This window comes from Spirosoma pollinicola (assembly GCF_002831565.1).
GTDB lineage: Bacteria > Bacteroidota > Bacteroidia > Cytophagales > Spirosomataceae > Spirosoma > Spirosoma pollinicola.
This window is the reverse complement of record NZ_CP025096.1, coordinates 5,858,076-5,874,939: the sequence shown is the minus strand read 5'-3', so window position 1 is coordinate 5,874,939 and position 16,864 is coordinate 5,858,076. Positions and strand designations below refer to the sequence as shown.

The window sequence follows — 16,864 nt, the reverse complement described above, 5'->3', positions numbered from 1 at the left end:
TCGTATGAAGAAATTATTAATCAGCCTTGGTGTTCTATCTATTCTCAGCACAGGTTTTGTTGCTCTGAATGCGTACAGACGTGTATCAAACACGAGTTTCGGTCCTGGCGAACACCTCGAATACCGGGTACACTATGGATTCATCAATGCGGCCGAAGCCGTAGTGGATGTGAGCCCATCGCTTTACAAAGTGAACGAGCGGCCCTGCTATCGTGTCAATGTAGACGCCCGCACACTGGGTGCGTTTGACCTTGTCACGCGCATCCGCGACACATGGCGGTCATACATTGATACCTCGGCTATTCTGCCGCAGAAATTTTACACGAACCTTCAGGAAAACAGCTATCGGAAGGAAGAAAACATTACGTTCAACCACGAAGCCAATACGGTAAAAGCCGAAGAACGCACGGAGAAAGATGTTTTCAAAGTACCCGATAACGTGCATGACCTTATCAGCGGTTATTACTTTCTGCGCACGATTGATTTCAGCAAACTGAGCAGCGGTCAGGTGATTGAGGTACCGGCATTTTACGACGATACGATCTACAACATGAAGGTTCGATATCGGGGTAGAGACGTTGTCAAAACAAAGCATGGAAAGATTAACGTCATTAAACTGAATCCGGTTTTGCCACAAAACAAGCTTATTAAAGAAGAAGAATCGATCCGCATTTTCGTCTCCGATGATGCCAACAAAGTCCCGGTTAAAGTAGAAGTCGACTTCTTTGTAGGCTCTATGGAGATGGACCTCAAACGCGATGGCGGCTTGAAACAGCCATTGAAGTATTATTAAAGTGAATTACAGTTGCCTGTAAAAACAAATACATCATAATTAATCAAGAAGCATAGTTTTTTTGTCATCCCGGCGGCCCGGTCCTGGCGTCGGAATGACAAAAAACATTCTCTGATTCAGGTGCCTTTAATGCTTATGATAGTAGCTGTCTAAGCGTTCGCTCCAGAAAATTCAACCGATTCCAGCGAACTTCGTAAAACGGCTCTTCACTTGCCCCGAAACTTTGGTAGAATTCACGAATGGAGGGTTTCTCAGGGCTTTCGAAGTCGAAAAGAAGCGGGCTACCGGCATGCTCCCGAATAACCTGATCAATCAATAATGTTCGGGCATTGCCCCGCCGACCCACTTCGGATGCCGAATTGAAGAGATAAATAATCCGGTTTCCCTCCTGCACAAACAAGGCCCCCGCTTCAATACGCCCATTCCGGCAGGCATAACGTAACGTGATCAAGTTTCGGGCAATCAATTCTCTTATTAAATTCTGGAGACTATTGTAAGCCCAAACGGCAACACCTCCCTCAATACCAGCCTCGTGATTTTCCTGAAACAGCACCGATAATGGCACAGGATCTGTAGAATCAGCAACGGTCCAGTTAGCAGACACGGCTCGTTTCAGATTTTGCTTCCGATCGCGGGTATAGTTTTCATAAATCGTGTTGTATCCTACCGACAAATCCAGGCATTGGGTCGAAGCCATTCGTACTGAGCTGAATGAGCGTGATTCGTCAGGCTGTTGCCGCAAGCAGAACGTTGACCCGTATCGAAATTTTTGTTGGATCAGCCGCAGGAAGGGGGTGAAGTCAATTGTTTCGCCGGGGCTGAAAACACCGAGAAACTGACAAAAAAACGGCTGATGAACAACCCAGCTATAGTTAATTCCTACAATGCGTTTTCGACGGAGAGGAATTGGCATAACGGCCATATACCGGCCTGCTTCATCTGTTAAAACAAGGCCAACCCATTTCCAGGATGGCGCTGGCAAAACAGTATCCAAATACCAGGAGTAACCGTATAAAATGCGCTGCCGGGAGTTGGCAACGCAGGTATCCCAGGCAGCGTTGTTGATGTGATGGCGCGATAAAACGGTTAGATTTTCCACCTGGAATTAAGCATTACCCGGTTTCTCTCCTTTGGGGACTAATCTTGTAGGTTTTGACTATTGTATCTGACCGCATCCCTGCTGTCGAGCCGCAAGGCTAAAAAAGACTCACAAGAGTTAACTGGCTTAATTTAGTCTAACGGCTCGACAGCAGGATGCGGTCGGATACGCCTAGCAACATTAAGTCAAGGGAAACTTGAAAACTCCACAAGATCAGTCCCTTTGGCAACAGGGCTTTACTTAAACATGGCTTTCAGCTTCTCGACAATATCGCGCGTTTCGGCGTGTTTGGCGACCAGATCGCTAACAGTTTGCACAGCGTGAATAACGGTACTATGGTCACGCCCACCAAAATGATAGCCAATAGATTTTAGCGATAAATCCGTTTTTTCTTTGGCCAGATACATAGCCACCTGCCGGGGGTGTACCAGTTCGCGTTTACGGCTTTTGGCTTTCAGGTCGGCGATGGTTACGTTGAAATAGCTGGCGACCGCTTCCTGTACCGTATCAATGGTTACTTCCCGCTCGGAGTCGACTACAATGTTGCGCAGGGTCTGCTTGGCCAGTTCAAGGTCAATTTCCCGGCGATTCAATGACGCCTGCGCCATCAGCGACACAATGACACCTTCCAGTTCCCGAACGTTTGTATTTACGCTATGGGCCAAGTATTCGATGACAGCATCCTCTATATAAATTCCTTCGGCCTGAAGTTTCTTTTGAATGATAGCGATACGCGTTTCGAGGTCGGGCGTCTGCAGATCGGCCGACAGTCCCCATTTGAATCGCGACAACAGGCGATCCTCCAGCCCATCCAATGCCCTTGGTGCCCGGTCGGACGTCATAATGATCTGCTTGCCCGACTGGTGAAGGTGGTTGAAGATGTGGAAGAAAATTTCCTGGGTCTTCTCCTTTTTTTGCAGAAACTGCACATCGTCGATTACCAGTACATCTACCTGCATGTAGAATGATGTAAAGTCCCGGATACCATCAGATCGAACGGCGTTTAGAAACTGGTTCGTAAACTTCTCTGACGTCACATAGAGGACAAACTTACCCTGGTTATTATTCTTGATGAAGTTGCCAATAGCCTGCACCAGGTGGGTTTTTCCCAGTCCGACCCCGCCGTAAATCATAAGGGGGTTGAACGACGTAACACCGGGTCGCTCAGCAACGGCGTACCCCGCCGAACGCGCCAGTCGATTACAATCGCCCTCCACGTAGTTATCAAACGTATAACTTGGATTGAGGTAAGAATCGAGCGTAAGCGAATCGAGGTCTTTCAGTTGAAACGGACTCTTCAGAATGTCGGGGTTGACATTGTCCGGCTTCGACGTGTGCGTCGATTTGGTGGTTGGCACATTGACCGTTAGCGGCCGATTTTGCTCGTTTCCTTTATCAACGATAATCGAATATTCCAGTTGCCCATTGCGACCAATGGCCGTATCGAGGGCTTTACGCAGGGCATGTACAAAGTTTTCTTCCAGCCATTCGTAAAAAAATTCGCTCGGCACCTGAATGGTGAGAACATTTCCATTGAGTTTGAGCGGAACGATGGGTTCGAACCAGGTATTGAAACTTTGCTCGGGTACAATTTCCCGGATAACACTCAGACAGCGATTCCACACCGTCGTTATTTCACGCTGCATGCCTGTCTGAGGAGTTATATTCACGGGTTTAGTCCTGAGTTACGTTGGGTCGTCAAAAAAGGGAGACAAATGTAGCCAAATATCTGACCGAACCGTACAGCGATAGTCACGTTTTTTCCGTGAATTAAGCCAGCTCAGTCAATGTTAAGCTAAAATTACGCGATTCGAAGAGAACGTCAACTCCATTATGTAATCCCTTTGAATAATGCAATTGAGGTGCTGATTAGATAGTTATAAGCGTGGTCTCTCCTTGAATAAAGAAAAAGACTACTTTTACCAGCAACTTGTCCTTAAATGATCTGATGGCGTCTTTTTTTTTACCACTGTTTCCGGAAACCGATAAATCTGCGTGGTTGATGCAGGTCCAGAAGGAGTATAAACCTGCTCAGGCTGGCGAAGATGAGTACGAAAGTCTTCGCTGGCATACCGAAGAAGGTTTCACCCTGGAACCCTACTACACGGCTAATGATCTCACAGAAGGCCCGGTTACCACGCGTTCACTAGAAACGATTCAGGCCGTTCAGAAGCATAGCCCGGGCTGGCTTAACGCACCGGAATGGATTGTATCTGACGAAAAATCAGATAATAGTAGCCTGCGCGATGTCCTCACGCGTGGGGCAGATGCCCTTGTTCTATCGCTGTCGACTCAAACCGGGCGACATGGCGAAAAACTTTCCCGATTGCTCAACAACATAAAACTGAGCGAAAATCCCGTTTTTTTCCGGCTATCAGACGACACCGCCACGGATTTCATTCAGACTCTGAAAACTATAGCACCTTACAAGCTAAAAGGAGGACTGCTGATGGTGGCAGGCAAATCAACCGCCGAAGCCACCCGACTAACGGTCGATTCTCCCCAGTTTCGTACGATTTGCGTGAGCAGTCATGTGTTTCATAACGCGGGGGCAACGGCTACGCAGGAGCTGGCCTTCACACTGGCGTCACTGGCTGATACCTACGACCAGCTTACCGATAGTGGCCTGACCATTGAGCAGCTCGTTCCAAAAACGATACTATCGGTGTCTGTTGGAACGAGTTATTTTATGGAGATTGCCAAACTCCGGGCACTTCGCGTGTTACTGAGTCGGTTGGTAGCTGCCTATCAGTCAAGTTCGTTAGCCTTCTTTATCCACTGCCAAACGTCAACCTTTTACGACGCAAAAGCGACACCGAACACGAACTTGCTCCGGGCCACTACCGAAGCTATGGCGGCTGTTATTGGTGGTTGCGATGCGCTAACGGTTCATCCGTATGATAGTGTTCTGGGTACACCCGCAACAGGAGATAATGATATGTCGGATAAAGGTTTTTCGGCCCGTATTGCCCGAAACGTATCGGTTCTGTTGAAAGAAGAAAGTTATTTAGACAAAGTTGCCGATCCATCGGCAGGCTCGTATTACATTGAAAACCTGACTTATTCGCTGGTCGAAGCGGCCTGGACGTTGTTTTTGACCGTTGAGAATCAGGGTGGTTTTGCCAAAGCAGTAGCCAGTAGATTTGTTCAAACCGAAATTGAGCGAGCTTATCAGGCCAAAGTCGATGCTGTACGTAACGGAAAGGTGCTGGTGGGCGTAACGAAGTTCCGCTTCGACGAGCCATCTACGCAAACCTACAACCCATTAACTGATCAAACTGGTTTGTTGCCTGACCGACGTCTGGCCGCAGTCTTTGAATAAATCCGTTCGACCAACTACACGCATGAGACCCACCTACGTAACTCCCGAAACGAACTCAACTGCGAACGAAGAACAGGCAAGCCTGCTCCAAACTCAAGGTAACACCCTTTTCCCAACCGCCGAAGGCATCAAGCTGAAACCTCGTTTTACGGTTGCTGATGTAGCCAATACGGATCACCTGAATTACGCGGCCGGTGTGCCCCCATTTTTGCGGGGTCCGTATGCCAGTATGTACGTTCGTCAGCCGTGGACTATCCGGCAATATGCGGGTTTCTCGACCGCCGAGGAATCGAACGCATTCTACCGCCGAAATCTGGCCGGTGGGCAGAAAGGTTTATCCGTTGCCTTCGATCTGGCTACACACCGGGGCTATGATTCCGACCATCCGCGCGTTGTGGGTGATGTTGGCAAGGCCGGTGTCGCTATTGATTCGGTCGAGGATATGAAAATTCTGTTCGACCAGATTCCCCTCGACCAGATGTCGGTGTCAATGACCATGAACGGCGCGGTGTTGCCGATTATGGCCTTTTTCATCGTTGCTGCCGAAGAACAGGGTGTGCCACCCGAAAAATTATCAGGCACGATTCAGAACGACATTTTGAAAGAGTTCATGGTGCGGAATACGTACATCTACCCACCTGAACCATCCATGCGTATTGTGGGCGATATTTTTTCGTACACAGCGCAGCTTATGCCCAAGTTCAACTCGATTAGTATCAGCGGCTATCATATGCATGAAGCAGGTGCCCCGGCCCATCTGGAACTGGCCTATACGCTGGCCGATGGGCTCGAATATATCCGAACGGGTTTGCGCTCGGGCATGGGTATCGACGCCTTTGCCCCTCGTCTGTCGTTCTTCTGGGGTATTGGCATGAACCACTTTATGGAAATCGCCAAACTCCGCGCAGGGCGGCTGCTGTGGGCAAAGATTGTGAAACAGTTTGAACCCAAAAATGCCAAATCGCTGGCTTTACGTACCCATTGCCAGACCTCTGGCTATAGCCTGACCGAGCAGGACCCGTTCAACAACGTTGCCCGTACAACCATTGAGGGACTGGCGGCTGTGCTGGGCGGCACCCAAAGTCTGCACACCAATTCGCTGGACGAAGCTATTGCCTTACCAACTGACTTTTCGGCCCGAATTGCCCGGAATACTCAGTTGTACTTACAACAAGAGACCGACATTACCCGCGCCGTTGACCCCTGGGGCGGCTCTTACTATGTCGAATTCCTAACAAAAGAACTGGTCGAAAAAGCCTGGGCCCTGATGGAGGAAGTAGAGCAATTGGGCGGTATGGCCAAAGCCATTGAAACTGGCCTGCCTAAACTGCGGATTGAAGAGGCCGCTGCCCGAAAACAGGCCCGTATTGATTCCGGCAAAGATGTTATTGTGGGCGTAAACCGCTACAAACCCGTCATGGAAACCGTTATCGAACTTCTGGACATTGACAACCAGGCCGTTCGTGAGAGCCAGTTAAACCGGTTGAAAGAGGTAAAAGAAACAAGGAATGAAGCAAAAGTGGAGCAGGCTCTGGCAGCAATAACCGGTGCAGCTACTACCCCCTCCCCAGACAAAAACCTACTGGCGCTAGCCGTTGAAGCGGCTCGCTGCCGCGCCACCCTCGGTGAAATCTCCGACGCTATGGAAAAAGCATTTGGCCGCCATAAGGCCACCATTCGAGCTATATCGGGTATCTACTCTGCCGAAGTATCGGATGATGAGAACTTCCGCATTGCCCGCGAGATGAGCAATCAGTTTGCCGAACTCGACGGGCGACGCCCCCGGATTCTGGTCGCTAAAATGGGACAGGATGGGCACGACCGGGGCGCCAAGGTCATTGCCACCAGTTTTGCCGATCTGGGTTTCGATGTGGATATGGGACCACTGTTCCAAACCCCGGAAGAAGTGGCTCGACAGGCTGCCGAAAACGACGTACATATCGTGGGTGTATCGAGTCTGGCAGCGGGTCACAAAACGCTGGTTCCGCAACTCATTAGCGAACTCAAAAAGATTGGCCGCGACGATATTATGGTTATTGCCGGGGGCGTTATTCCGGCAGGCGACTACCAGTTTTTATACGATGCGGGCGTCAAAGGCATCTTCGGCCCCGGCACGGTGATTTCTATTGCGGCTCAGAAAATATTGACCGAGTTGATGCAGGATTGAACACAGCCAATAGCCTGATTCAGTACGAATAAATATATCAATTCTGTATATTTGATTAATCACAAAACCACAGCAAGCTATGCTGACTTCATTGCAACTTGAGTTACTCAAGACTTTTTCCCGACCAATCCCTGATGAACAAGTTTTAGAGATCAAGCAATTACTGGCTGATTACTTTGCCCGAAAAGTAGATCAAGGTATCGACGCTTTGTTTGAGGAAAAAGGCTGGGACAGCAACACGGTAGAAGGTTGGTTAGAGGGTCATGGTCGCACTCCTTATCGCCATGACTAATGCGCGTTGTTATTGATACAAATTGTTTTCTGGCCATAATTCCAAAAATTTCACCTTATCGGCGGGTATTCGATTCTTACCGTTCTCAACAATTTGAGCTAGCTGTCAGCAACGAGATTACGGAAGAATATGCCGAAATTTTTGAAAAACGCATGACTCGGTTCATTGCAGATAACCTGCTGGAGCTAGTTGATAAGCAGCCAAATACGGCTAAAACAGAGATATGTTATCGTTGGGGACTTATCACCGCAGATTATGATGACAACAAATTTGTGGATTGCGCAGTATCGGCGGGCGCTGATTACATAGTTACTAATGATCGACATTTTGACGTTCTTCAAACGAAGAAATTTCCATCGGTACAGTGCCTTACTCTTACGGAATTTATAGCTTGTCCTGATGCATGAATTTAGTCCATTCCGGCACGGTGATTTCCATTGCGGCTCAGAAAATATTGAACGTTAAAACAGTATTAATATGGATTTGCTGACGCCAGACATTGGCCTGCTTGTTTGGCAGTGCGTTATTCTTACTATAACCCTATTTTTTCTGGGTGCGGTTGTTCGCTGGTGTATTAGACAGTTCAGACGGTAGAATTCAAAATCCACTTGTATAAGGAAAACCCGTCCCCGAATCAGAAACGGACTTTCGTGGCATAAGTAGATAAGCGACTGGAAACCAGACAAGTAAAGAATTTTGCGTTAATATTTCCTAATTCTCCAAACCAGATAAGTAGAGTTTGTTGGAGACGTATTTACCCTTAGTTTCACCTTGTCTGTCTATACCTGTGATCAACCGGCTATTTTTCTTCTATTTATTCCTGACAGTTTCCCAACTGTTCGGTATGCCTGCTGGTACGTCTGCCGTTCATGAACCTAACGTAATACGCGTACCCCTCGGGGGCAATAGCTGGGCAAAAAACCTGGCCGACTCCCCCGACCTTATTTCGGAAGACGGGTTGACAAACTGGGCCAGCCCGACCAGTACCGTTGAGACTTACGTGCGGTTTGCCCGAACAGGTACCCTGCTTCTGTCCGTCAACCTGCGTGTACCAACAGGCAGGAGCCGTATACGCATTACAGTGTTGGGAAAATCCAAAGAAATAGATGTTCAGGGCAGCAGGTTTACGGACTGCTCATTAGGCCAGTGGTCTATTCCTAAAGCGGGCTATGTAAAACTGGTTTTACAGGGTGTCAGCAAAACAGGTACTACCTATGCCGATATAACTGATTTTGGCATCAGTGGTACGACCGTAGACGAGCACACAGCCTTTGTTCGGAACAACGATGGCGACTTTTTCCATTGGGGCAGGCGTGGGCCGTCTGTTCACTTGAATTACCCAATCCCCGACGGTTTTGATGCCGAATGGTTTTATAACGAAGTGACAGTACCGAAAGGTAATGATGTTGCTGGGTCGTATTATATGGCGACCGGCTTTGGGGAAGGTTATTTCGGGATGCAGGTCAATTCGCCTACCGAACGTCGAATCCTGTTTTCGGTCTGGAGTCCGTTTCAGACCGATACTCCCAGTCAGATTCCATCTGACCAGAAAATTCGCCTGAACCGCAAGGGCGCCAACGTGGTCACAAATGAGTTCGGTAACGAAGGCTCCGGTGGCCAAAGCTACCTGCGCTACAACTGGGTGGCTGGCCGGACTTATAAATTTCTGATACATGGCCACCCCGATGTGGGCGACTATACGACCTATACGGCTTATTTTATGCCTCCCGACGGTGCTGGCTGGCAGTTGATCGCCAGCTTTAAGCGACCCAAAACGACAACCTATTTAACCTCACTCTATTCCTTTCTGGAAAACTTCACCCCCGAAACGGGAAATGTATCACGTGAGGTAGAATTCTCGAATCAGTGGGTCAGAAGCAAAGAGGGAAATTGGCAGGAGATTACTAAAGCGCAGTTCACGGGTGACAATACGGCCCGAAAGTCGTACCGAATGGATTTTGCCGGTGGGCTTAGTAAGAATAAATGCTTTTTCCTGCGCAACTGCGGCTTCTTCGACGCCTATACGCCCCTCAAAACGGATTTTACAAGACCAGCTCAACATCAGCCGCCAACGATAAATATTGACCAGCTTCCCTAGGTTTTCTGATGTATCAGCCAGTACTAATAAAGCCCGTTTCTGAATCAGAAACAGGCTTTTTATATAAACCTATAAGGTCTCAAAGACCTTATAGGTTTGGATGGGATCAATACTTATTAATGATTGAGTCAGGCAGAAATTTCGTATCTATACCCGTTGCTTTCATCAGGTTAGCGCGGTTGTTCTGACCGTCTACGTAGGCAGGATTTACAACCATCGAACGGTTATAGTAATACGAAGCCAGTTCCAGTTTCTGGCGGTTGTTTTGCGCTAGTCCTTCACCCTGATAAATTACGCCAAGGTTATTATAAGCTGGTGCATAGGCATTAGCAGCCCTGATCGTCTGCTTGTAATAATACTTGGCAGAGTCGACGTTCGGCGTGATTTTCTGGAACACATAGGCCATCGAGAAGTAGGCTTCGCCAAAGTTAGGATAGATTCGGGTTGACTCCTGTAGGTGGTCGATTGCCCAACGGCCGTGTTTATTGGCTTGTGCGATACTGGTATCAATCAGCGCCTGCGCTTTTTTGATTTGCTCAGGCGATGGTTTTGGCTTGATGGCGTTCGTGGCAGTAGCAATTGAATCGGCTTTAGCGCGGTCTTTTACACCCTTCTCAATCCACTCGTTGGCTACATGCCGCTGTACCTGGCAGCTATTGGGTGCATAGGGCAAAGCCGAATTAAAGAGCACAAAATTGTTTTCCCAGTCGCGGTTGCGCTCCACCGTTTTGAACGAATACAAGCCAATTACCACAGCCATTAACCCAAGCAAGGGGGCATACCGAACCAAAGCGGATTTGGTAGTTGTCTCACCCGACTCAACAGGTTTGCGTACCAGAAACTTCTGGAGTGCCCAGATCAGCACAAAGCCAAAGCCCATAACGGCGGCATACGAAAAACGTTCGGCGAAAATACCGCCCCGAATCCAGATAAAGCCCAGGCCGGGTGCCATCGTGACGAAGAACCAGAATATACCAAAGCCCCAAAGAGTGCGCTTCACAAAGCCTTTCCAGCCCAGCCAGAGTAAGCCCAGCAAGGTGAAGAAGCCAGCCCAGGTCAGCCAATCGCCTTTGCCTCCCGACGGTATTACGTTGTACGAGTAATCGTAAACCAATGGGTGAGGCAAAATCAGCAACCGGATATAATATTCCAGAAACTTGAACATGGTCGACTTTTGCGTCTTCTCAATCGCATACGGATAGTTAGCCCAGTCGATGGGTGGCGTGCCACTCAGGGTTCCAATCATCTTTTGCTTCTGATAGAAAAACAGGGCTGCCACGATTAAAAATGGCCATAGACTAATCATGGACTGCCACACATTCCGGCGGGCAAACCAATACTGCATGGCCGGAATCAAACCAAGGCTAACAATGGATGATTCTTTGGACAGAAACGCCAGGTAAAGCCATACGCAGGCCCCTATAGTCCAGCCCCAGTGTTTGGTTTCCAGATACCGCCAATACGACAACAGCATCAGCGCAATAAACAGGAAGCTCAGGATTTCGTCACGGCCTTTAATGTTAGCAACGATTTCAGTATGAAGGGGGTGCGCCATGAAAACCAGGCCAATTAAAAACGCGGTAATGGTCTGGTTGGTCAGCCATTTTTGAAGCAGTATGCCTATCACCAGCCCTGTTAACGCATAGAGACCGGCGTTGATCATGTGGCTGATGTTCGGGTTATCTTTAAAATACTCCTGCTCCAGCGCAAACGTAATAAGTGACAAAGGCCGATAATAGCCCAGCGAGATATTACTAAAATGCCAGAATTCGGTGCGGAGCAGGTCGGGAATACCAGCGATGCCTTTTTTCACAAACAGATTTTGGCCAACAGCCGCAATGTCATCCAGAGCATATTGGTGACCAAACGTATTGACATACAAAACAAAACCGAGTAGTGCCAAAACAACAGGTGGCCACCATTCGACGGGCCGTTTGCTAATCGGCAAGTCCGCTTCAGTCGATACACTCGTGGGCTTGGGTGCCACGGGACGTACCGGAGGTCGTTGTGATTCGGCCGGACGGTTCGTAGCCGGGCGACTATTTCCAGTTGCGGTAGGTAAAGCAGGTTTAGAACCGGCAGGCCTTTCCGGGACCGGACGGGGATTCTCAATACCTGAAGATTGTTTTTTCTTGGCCATAACAGCAGATAACTCGTCTATTTTAGGTTAACGTGGTTCTATACTCAGTTTCAATGACAAGCTGACTACAGAATCCTTACATTTATGGTTTGCCAAAGTTCCGCAACAATGTCAGTAAAATCAATGCAAGGTCGCAATCAACTCAAAAGTATTGTTTTCGCAATTGGTCTGGGCATGTTGCTCAATGGCTGTCTTTCGGTGCGGCCGTCATCACCAACCAGCGGTAGCCAGACCTCTTTACTTAGTCGGACAGACAACCTCGCCCTTGGCAATCCGAGCCAGGCGTCGACCAGCAACCCAGAAAATTACCTCATCACCCGCCCTCAATATACAGTTTCCTATAGTCGCAGCCGGGGTATTGCCAACTGGGTAAGCTGGCATCTGAGTGCTGACTGGAAAGGGGACAGCAAACGCACCAACGATTTCCGTCCCGACGCTTCCCTTCCTTCGGGTTGGTATGCCGCCCGCCCCTCCGATTATACCAATACGGGCTTCGACCGGGGGCACCTTTGCCCTTCCGACGACCGGGACGCAACACCGGCCGATAATGCCGCTACGTTTCTCCTAACCAACATCGTGCCACAAGCGCCACGTCACAACCGCGAGGTCTGGAAATATTTGGAAGAGTACGCACGACAGTTAATGAGTAACGGCAATGATGTTTACATTTTGGCGGGAGCGAGTGGAACGGGAGGTACTGGACAGAATGGCTACGCAACGTCACTGGCCAATGGGAAATTGACCGTTCCGGCTACACTTTGGAAAATTCTGGTGGTGATTCCAACGGGTAGCGATAATACCTTTCAAGTTACAGAAAACACCCGAATCATAGCCGTAAACATCCCGAACAACCAATCCGCTTCAGATAAACCCTGGCGCGCTTACTTAACAAGCGTTGATGATCTGGAAAATCTTACCGGTTTTGATTTCTTATCAAACGTTCCAGTTGACATCCAGCGTATTATTGAAAAGCGCATTGATGGCGATAATAGTTAATTCTGACCATTTGTACACACTAAAGCCGCCCCGGAAATAGAAACGTTTCTATTTCCGGGGCGGCTTTAGTGTGTACGTAATCTTAGGCTACTGCAACAGACACCTTCGATATCACAGGCTTTTCTGGCTTTACCGGAATACGCTGAGTACGACGACGCAGGAGCGCAATAGCCTCGCTATCATTGGCAAAAGTGCCGTTTATATTGATCATGTGCTGAGCCAGCACATCATACTTCTTACGCATTAACAGGAAGAAAACCTGCCCGAAGTCCAGACCGTCAAACACGATAGCCTGGTTTTGAGCATATTTATCAATCGTTTTCAGAAAAAATGTTGGATGTTCTGTCCAGTGCATAGCAGGTCGAACGTGGTGACTAATGTGGTAACCATCGTTCCAGCACTTTTTATTATACTTCACATTAACACAGGTAATACTGTTTTTATAAGCATTACCAGGATCTTCACTGTCGACAAACGAATGCTGTGTCCAGTTGCCAAGCATGGCAATAAAGCGATAGATGAAAAGGGGGAACAAGAAAACCAACACGGTTGCAGGCCAGCTTACAAAACAGAGAGCGATACAAACTGCTCCAAAGACCAGCTCGCCTGTCATAGCACGAGTAGCTAGTTTGGAGCGATTTTTCCGACGCAGGTAGGTCAGCAAATTCCGAACACCCACAACAAAGAACCGACCAAAATAGGCCAGAAAACTGCGATAACTATCTCGCTGAAACGTCATCGTACTACTATCATCATCATCCAGATTATTTTCGGGATGGTGCATCCCGATATGGTGACTAAAGTACGTTTCGGGTGTATGACCAAAAAAAGGCGCCAGCACCCAGGGTAAATAATAATTCATCCAGTTGTACTCAGGCTTGAAAAACGGCCGATGGCTTGTACAGTGAAGCATAAGCCCGAATGGCCCCTTGACACCAAAATTACTGAAGCAGAAATGTAGAACGGCTACCGCCCCCCAGGCCCAGCCCGTTAGAAACGGCATGAACAGCAAAATGCTGAGCGGAATAAGGGTAAAGCTGATTCTTAATGTGAGATAAATGAAGGGTAAATCACGCTCATCTTTAATGTAGTGAAGGAAAAAACGGTCAAGCCCGTTATAATCACGCCCCGTAAAGGTGGGGTCCTGGAGGGTGCTCAGTACCTTCATGTATGCGTACGGTGGTTATAGAATTTTAGATGAAAAGAAATTCAGGCAGTTTAAATCTCGCTCTGGACGACAATCGAAACTGCCTGAACCTGTCTATGGAAGTAACGAAAATAAAGGATTTGAATTGAATTATTTTTCGTTAGAATAAAATTATTTTTTTTCAACGGCATGGCCGCCAAACTCATTCCGCAGCGCGGCTACTACTTTGCCCGTGAATGTATCGTCTTGCAGGGAGCGATAACGGGTTAGCAGCGACAGCGCAATAACGGGAGTTGGCACGCCCAGATCGAGGGCCGTTTCGAGTGTCCACCGGCCTTCACCAGAAGAGAACATACGCCCTTTAATCGCATCTAGTTTCGGGTCTTTACTGAACGCATTTTCGGTTAGTTCCATTAGCCAGCCACGAATAACGGAGCCATGACCCCACATTTTCGCAACCGCTTCGAAGTCGAATGGAAACTGACTTTTCTCCAGTACTTCAAACCCTTCGGCAATGGACTGCATCATGCCATATTCAATGCCGTTATGCACCATTTTGGTAAAGTGACCACTACCTGCTGGCCCGGTATAGAGATATCCGTCTTCAACTGATATATTGCGGAACACACCATGAAGCGGTTCAATTACATCGGCATCGCCCCCAACCATCGTACAGGCCCCATTCAGGGCACCGCTGATTCCTCCGCTGGTACCACAATCCAAAAAACCAATACCTTTCTCTTTGAGGTATTCATGACGCCTGAGAGAGTCTTTATAATGAGAATTACCCCCGTCGATAACGACGTCGCCAGCTTGCATAACCGCTAATAGTTGCTCGATAACGTTATCAACCAGTGGCCCAGCCGGAATCATCAGCCATAGAACCCGTTTTTCAGGTAAGGCATTATACAGGTCTTGTAGGGTAGTTGCACCCTGTGCTCCCTCGCCTTTAATGGCCTCAACTAGTGCTTCGTTAATATCGTAGCCAACAACAGTATGGCCATGTTTTACCAGGTTACCGACGAGGTTGAACCCCATCTTTCCTAAACCAATAAATCCAATATGCATAACAATCAATGATTTGAGCGGTCAAATTGGCGATTTTTTTGCGAACCCCCTGCCACTTGGCTGTTAGAATTTAATTAAGCCTATGCTACGAATGGGCCTACCATTCTTTTAAAGAACACTCCCAAGTAACTATTAACTAAAGTAGCTAAGGAATTTGTTTTACTAATAAACATTACAGTAACTTTCATTTCTTTATATGCAACAAAAAATTAAATAATTACTCGTTAAATCGCCATTTGCGCGACTAAGCCCATACACTTACAGAATAATAAATATACTTTTACCGTAGTTGTCTCACCTCATAACTAGCCTAAAATAAGTAGCATGAAAAAATTGCTTTTACCTCTTTTCCTTAGTACGTTTTGTTTGTTAACCCATTTGTCAATAGCTCAGCAAACAGCCGCTGATTACTTCAATGAAGGCATCCAAAAAAGTTCAACCAAAGATTTTCCAGGAGCCTTACAGGCTTTTACAACGGCTATTATTTTAAATCCCGAAAACGCCCCAAGCTATTATAACCGGGCCTTAGCGAAAATTAGCCTTAACGATATTCAGGGTGCGAATCTGGACCTTGACCTGGCCATTGAACTTAACCCCGCAGATGCTAATGCTTATTTATACCGTGGATTGAATCGAACCCGTCAGGAAGACTTCCGGGGTGCCATGCAGGATTTTAACCGGGCAATCGAGCTAAATCCCAACGATGCTCTATTATATTACCAACGCGGACTTTGTCGTCTACAAATGAACTATGCGACCACCGCACTCTCCGATTTTAATAAAGCGGCCGCCATTGCGCCAACAGACCCGAATATTTTGACAGCTAAAGGTAACTGCAAAATGCAACTGAGTGATTACAAAGGAGCTTTGGCTGATTATGGTCTATGTCTCGAAAAAGCACCAAACAAAACACAGGCGATTGCAGGTCGTGGTTACGCCAGGTTTAAACTGGAAGACTATAAAGCAGCAATTGTCGATTTCAACCGGGCCATTGAATTGACCAAAGATGATGCCGAGCTTTACTACCGCCGTGGGCTAGTAAAGTCCCGCCTGGGCGAGTTTGAAAATGCGCTGGTTGACTTCGACAAAACCGTAGCCCTTAACCCGACACATACAAAAGCATTGTTTAGCCGGGGCTTTTGTAAGAGCCGGTTGGGTAATTCCAAACAGGCGGTTGCCGATCTCGACAAAGCCATTGAGATTGGCGGTACACCCACAACAACCAAAGCCTATTACAGTGATTTCATTACATCCAGCACATTGCAATTACTAGGCTCAATTGTTCAGGACCGGTACAAATCAACCGAATTGTCGGACGATCGTGCTGACGCTTATCTGGTACGGGGTGTACTCAAGAACTCAACCGGCGACAATCGGGTAGCTTTGCAGGATCTTAACCGGGCTGTTGAGTTAAACCCAACCAACCCGGAAGCCTATTTCATTCGGGGCATGGTTCGTTCATCACTGGGCGATCAGAAAGGCTCGTTGATTGATTGTAACAGCACAATCAAATTGAATCCACGGCATGCCGAAGCTTACTACCTGCGTGGCATTATTCGATACGATTCAGGCGATGAGTCGGCAGCCTGTATTGATTTGAGCCGGGCTGGTGAACTGGGCTACTCCCCGGCCTATAAGATCATTACTACGCGCTGTAACAACATTCAGCGACCAACAGCTTCGCGGTAAGTTGTTCATTAGTTATTAGTGAAGTGGTTAAATGGTGGAGTGGTTGGTCGACT

The 16,864-nt window shown here is 47.9% G+C and carries 13 protein-coding genes; 8 read left to right on the top strand and 5 right to left on the bottom strand.

The annotated features are described in order from the left end of the window. Window positions 1-4 precede the first annotated feature (4 nt). Complete coding sequence (locus tag CWM47_RS24710) at window positions 5-793, top strand: DUF3108 domain-containing protein (RefSeq protein ID WP_100990897.1); 789 nt, start codon at window positions 5-7, stop codon at window positions 791-793. A 133-nt stretch (window positions 794-926) separates the two neighbouring features. Here the strand turns inward: CWM47_RS24710 and CWM47_RS24705 are convergent, their stop codons facing one another. Beyond that, complete coding sequence (locus tag CWM47_RS24705; RefSeq protein ID WP_240625442.1) at window positions 927-1,892, bottom strand: GNAT family N-acetyltransferase; 966 nt, start codon at window positions 1,890-1,892, stop codon at window positions 927-929. Between the two features lie 236 nt (window positions 1,893-2,128). Beyond that, window positions 2,129-3,538 carry a chromosomal replication initiator protein DnaA gene (gene dnaA / locus CWM47_RS24700; RefSeq protein WP_100990895.1) on the bottom strand — a complete coding sequence of 470 codons (1,410 nt, stop codon included), beginning with the start codon at window positions 3,536-3,538 and terminating at the stop codon, window positions 2,129-2,131. A 356-nt stretch (window positions 3,539-3,894) separates the two neighbouring features. Here dnaA and CWM47_RS24695 point away from each other — a divergent pair, with 356 nt between their 5' ends. The 5 genes from CWM47_RS24695 to CWM47_RS24675 all read left to right on the top strand — a co-directional run bounded on the left by CWM47_RS24695 (window position 3,895) and on the right by CWM47_RS24675 (window position 9,771). After that, window positions 3,895-5,214, top strand: coding sequence for a methylmalonyl-CoA mutase family protein (locus CWM47_RS24695; RefSeq protein ID WP_240625440.1), 1,320 nt, complete (start codon window positions 3,895-3,897; stop codon window positions 5,212-5,214). 22 nt (window positions 5,215-5,236) lie between these two features. Beyond that, window positions 5,237-7,381 carry a methylmalonyl-CoA mutase gene (gene scpA, locus CWM47_RS24690; protein ID WP_100990891.1) on the top strand — a complete coding sequence of 715 codons (2,145 nt, stop codon included), beginning with the start codon at window positions 5,237-5,239 and terminating at the stop codon, window positions 7,379-7,381. Between the two features lie 79 nt (window positions 7,382-7,460). Continuing rightward, window positions 7,461-7,673 (top strand): hypothetical protein, encoded by a 213-nt coding sequence (locus CWM47_RS24685; protein ID WP_100990889.1) that lies wholly within the window; start codon window positions 7,461-7,463, stop codon window positions 7,671-7,673. Then, complete coding sequence (locus CWM47_RS24680; protein WP_100990887.1) at window positions 7,673-8,080, top strand: putative toxin-antitoxin system toxin component, PIN family; 408 nt, start codon at window positions 7,673-7,675, stop codon at window positions 8,078-8,080. The genes CWM47_RS24685 and CWM47_RS24680 overlap by 1 nt, the downstream gene beginning before the upstream one ends. A 380-nt stretch (window positions 8,081-8,460) precedes the next feature. Beyond that, window positions 8,461-9,771 (top strand): DUF3472 domain-containing protein, encoded by a 1,311-nt coding sequence (locus CWM47_RS24675; protein WP_240625438.1) that lies wholly within the window; start codon window positions 8,461-8,463, stop codon window positions 9,769-9,771. A gap of 106 nt (window positions 9,772-9,877) precedes the next feature. Here the strand turns inward: CWM47_RS24675 and CWM47_RS24670 are convergent, their stop codons facing one another. Further along, on the bottom strand, window positions 9,878-11,911 hold the full coding sequence (locus tag CWM47_RS24670; protein ID WP_100990885.1) for a hypothetical protein: 2,034 nt from the start codon (window positions 11,909-11,911) through the stop codon (window positions 9,878-9,880). Between the two features lie 123 nt (window positions 11,912-12,034). On the opposite strand from CWM47_RS24670, the gene CWM47_RS24665 reads away from it, so the two are divergent. Continuing rightward, window positions 12,035-12,907 (top strand): DNA/RNA non-specific endonuclease, encoded by an 873-nt coding sequence (locus CWM47_RS24665; protein ID WP_240625436.1) that lies wholly within the window; start codon window positions 12,035-12,037, stop codon window positions 12,905-12,907. Window positions 12,908-12,989: 82 nt separating this feature from the next. Here CWM47_RS24665 and CWM47_RS24660 read toward each other — a convergent pair whose 3' ends face one another. Together CWM47_RS24660 and gnd are read right to left on the bottom strand one after the other, a co-directional pair. Next, the gene (locus CWM47_RS24660) at window positions 12,990-14,075 is read right to left on the bottom strand and encodes a fatty acid desaturase family protein (RefSeq protein WP_100990882.1); all 1,086 of its coding nucleotides are present in this window, start codon (window positions 14,073-14,075) and stop codon (window positions 12,990-12,992) included. A 150-nt stretch (window positions 14,076-14,225) separates the two neighbouring features. Further along, window positions 14,226-15,122: a phosphogluconate dehydrogenase (NAD(+)-dependent, decarboxylating) gene (gene gnd, locus CWM47_RS24655; RefSeq protein WP_100990880.1), complete on the bottom strand. Its 897-nt coding sequence runs from the start codon at window positions 15,120-15,122 to the stop codon at window positions 14,226-14,228. A 324-nt stretch (window positions 15,123-15,446) separates the two neighbouring features. Between gnd and CWM47_RS24650 the strand changes: the two genes are divergently transcribed. Then, window positions 15,447-16,811 carry a tetratricopeptide repeat protein gene (locus CWM47_RS24650; protein ID WP_100990878.1) on the top strand — a complete coding sequence of 455 codons (1,365 nt, stop codon included), beginning with the start codon at window positions 15,447-15,449 and terminating at the stop codon, window positions 16,809-16,811. The last annotated feature ends 53 nt before the right edge of the window (window positions 16,812-16,864 follow it).

Excerpts from the sequence above, each read along its gene's own strand:
- CWM47_RS24710 (WP_100990897.1), top strand. The coding sequence starts at position 5 with ATGAAGAAATTATTAATCAGCCTTGGTGTTCTATCTATTCTCAGCACA.
- dnaA (WP_100990895.1), bottom strand. The coding sequence starts at position 3,538 with ATGCAGCGTGAAATAACGACGGTGTGGAATCGCTGTCTGAGTGTTATC.
- CWM47_RS24695 (WP_240625440.1), top strand. The coding sequence starts at position 3,895 with ATGCAGGTCCAGAAGGAGTATAAACCTGCTCAGGCTGGCGAAGATGAG.
- scpA (WP_100990891.1), top strand. The coding sequence starts at position 5,237 with ATGAGACCCACCTACGTAACTCCCGAAACGAACTCAACTGCGAACGAA.
- CWM47_RS24685 (WP_100990889.1), top strand. The coding sequence starts at position 7,461 with ATGCTGACTTCATTGCAACTTGAGTTACTCAAGACTTTTTCCCGACCA.
- CWM47_RS24680 (WP_100990887.1), top strand. The coding sequence starts at position 7,673 with ATGCGCGTTGTTATTGATACAAATTGTTTTCTGGCCATAATTCCAAAA.
- CWM47_RS24670 (WP_100990885.1), bottom strand. The coding sequence starts at position 11,911 with ATGGCCAAGAAAAAACAATCTTCAGGTATTGAGAATCCCCGTCCGGTC.
- CWM47_RS24665 (WP_240625436.1), top strand. The coding sequence starts at position 12,035 with ATGCAAGGTCGCAATCAACTCAAAAGTATTGTTTTCGCAATTGGTCTG.
- CWM47_RS24660 (WP_100990882.1), bottom strand. The coding sequence starts at position 14,075 with ATGAAGGTACTGAGCACCCTCCAGGACCCCACCTTTACGGGGCGTGAT.
- gnd (WP_100990880.1), bottom strand. The coding sequence starts at position 15,122 with ATGCATATTGGATTTATTGGTTTAGGAAAGATGGGGTTCAACCTCGTC.
- CWM47_RS24650 (WP_100990878.1), top strand. The coding sequence starts at position 15,447 with ATGAAAAAATTGCTTTTACCTCTTTTCCTTAGTACGTTTTGTTTGTTA.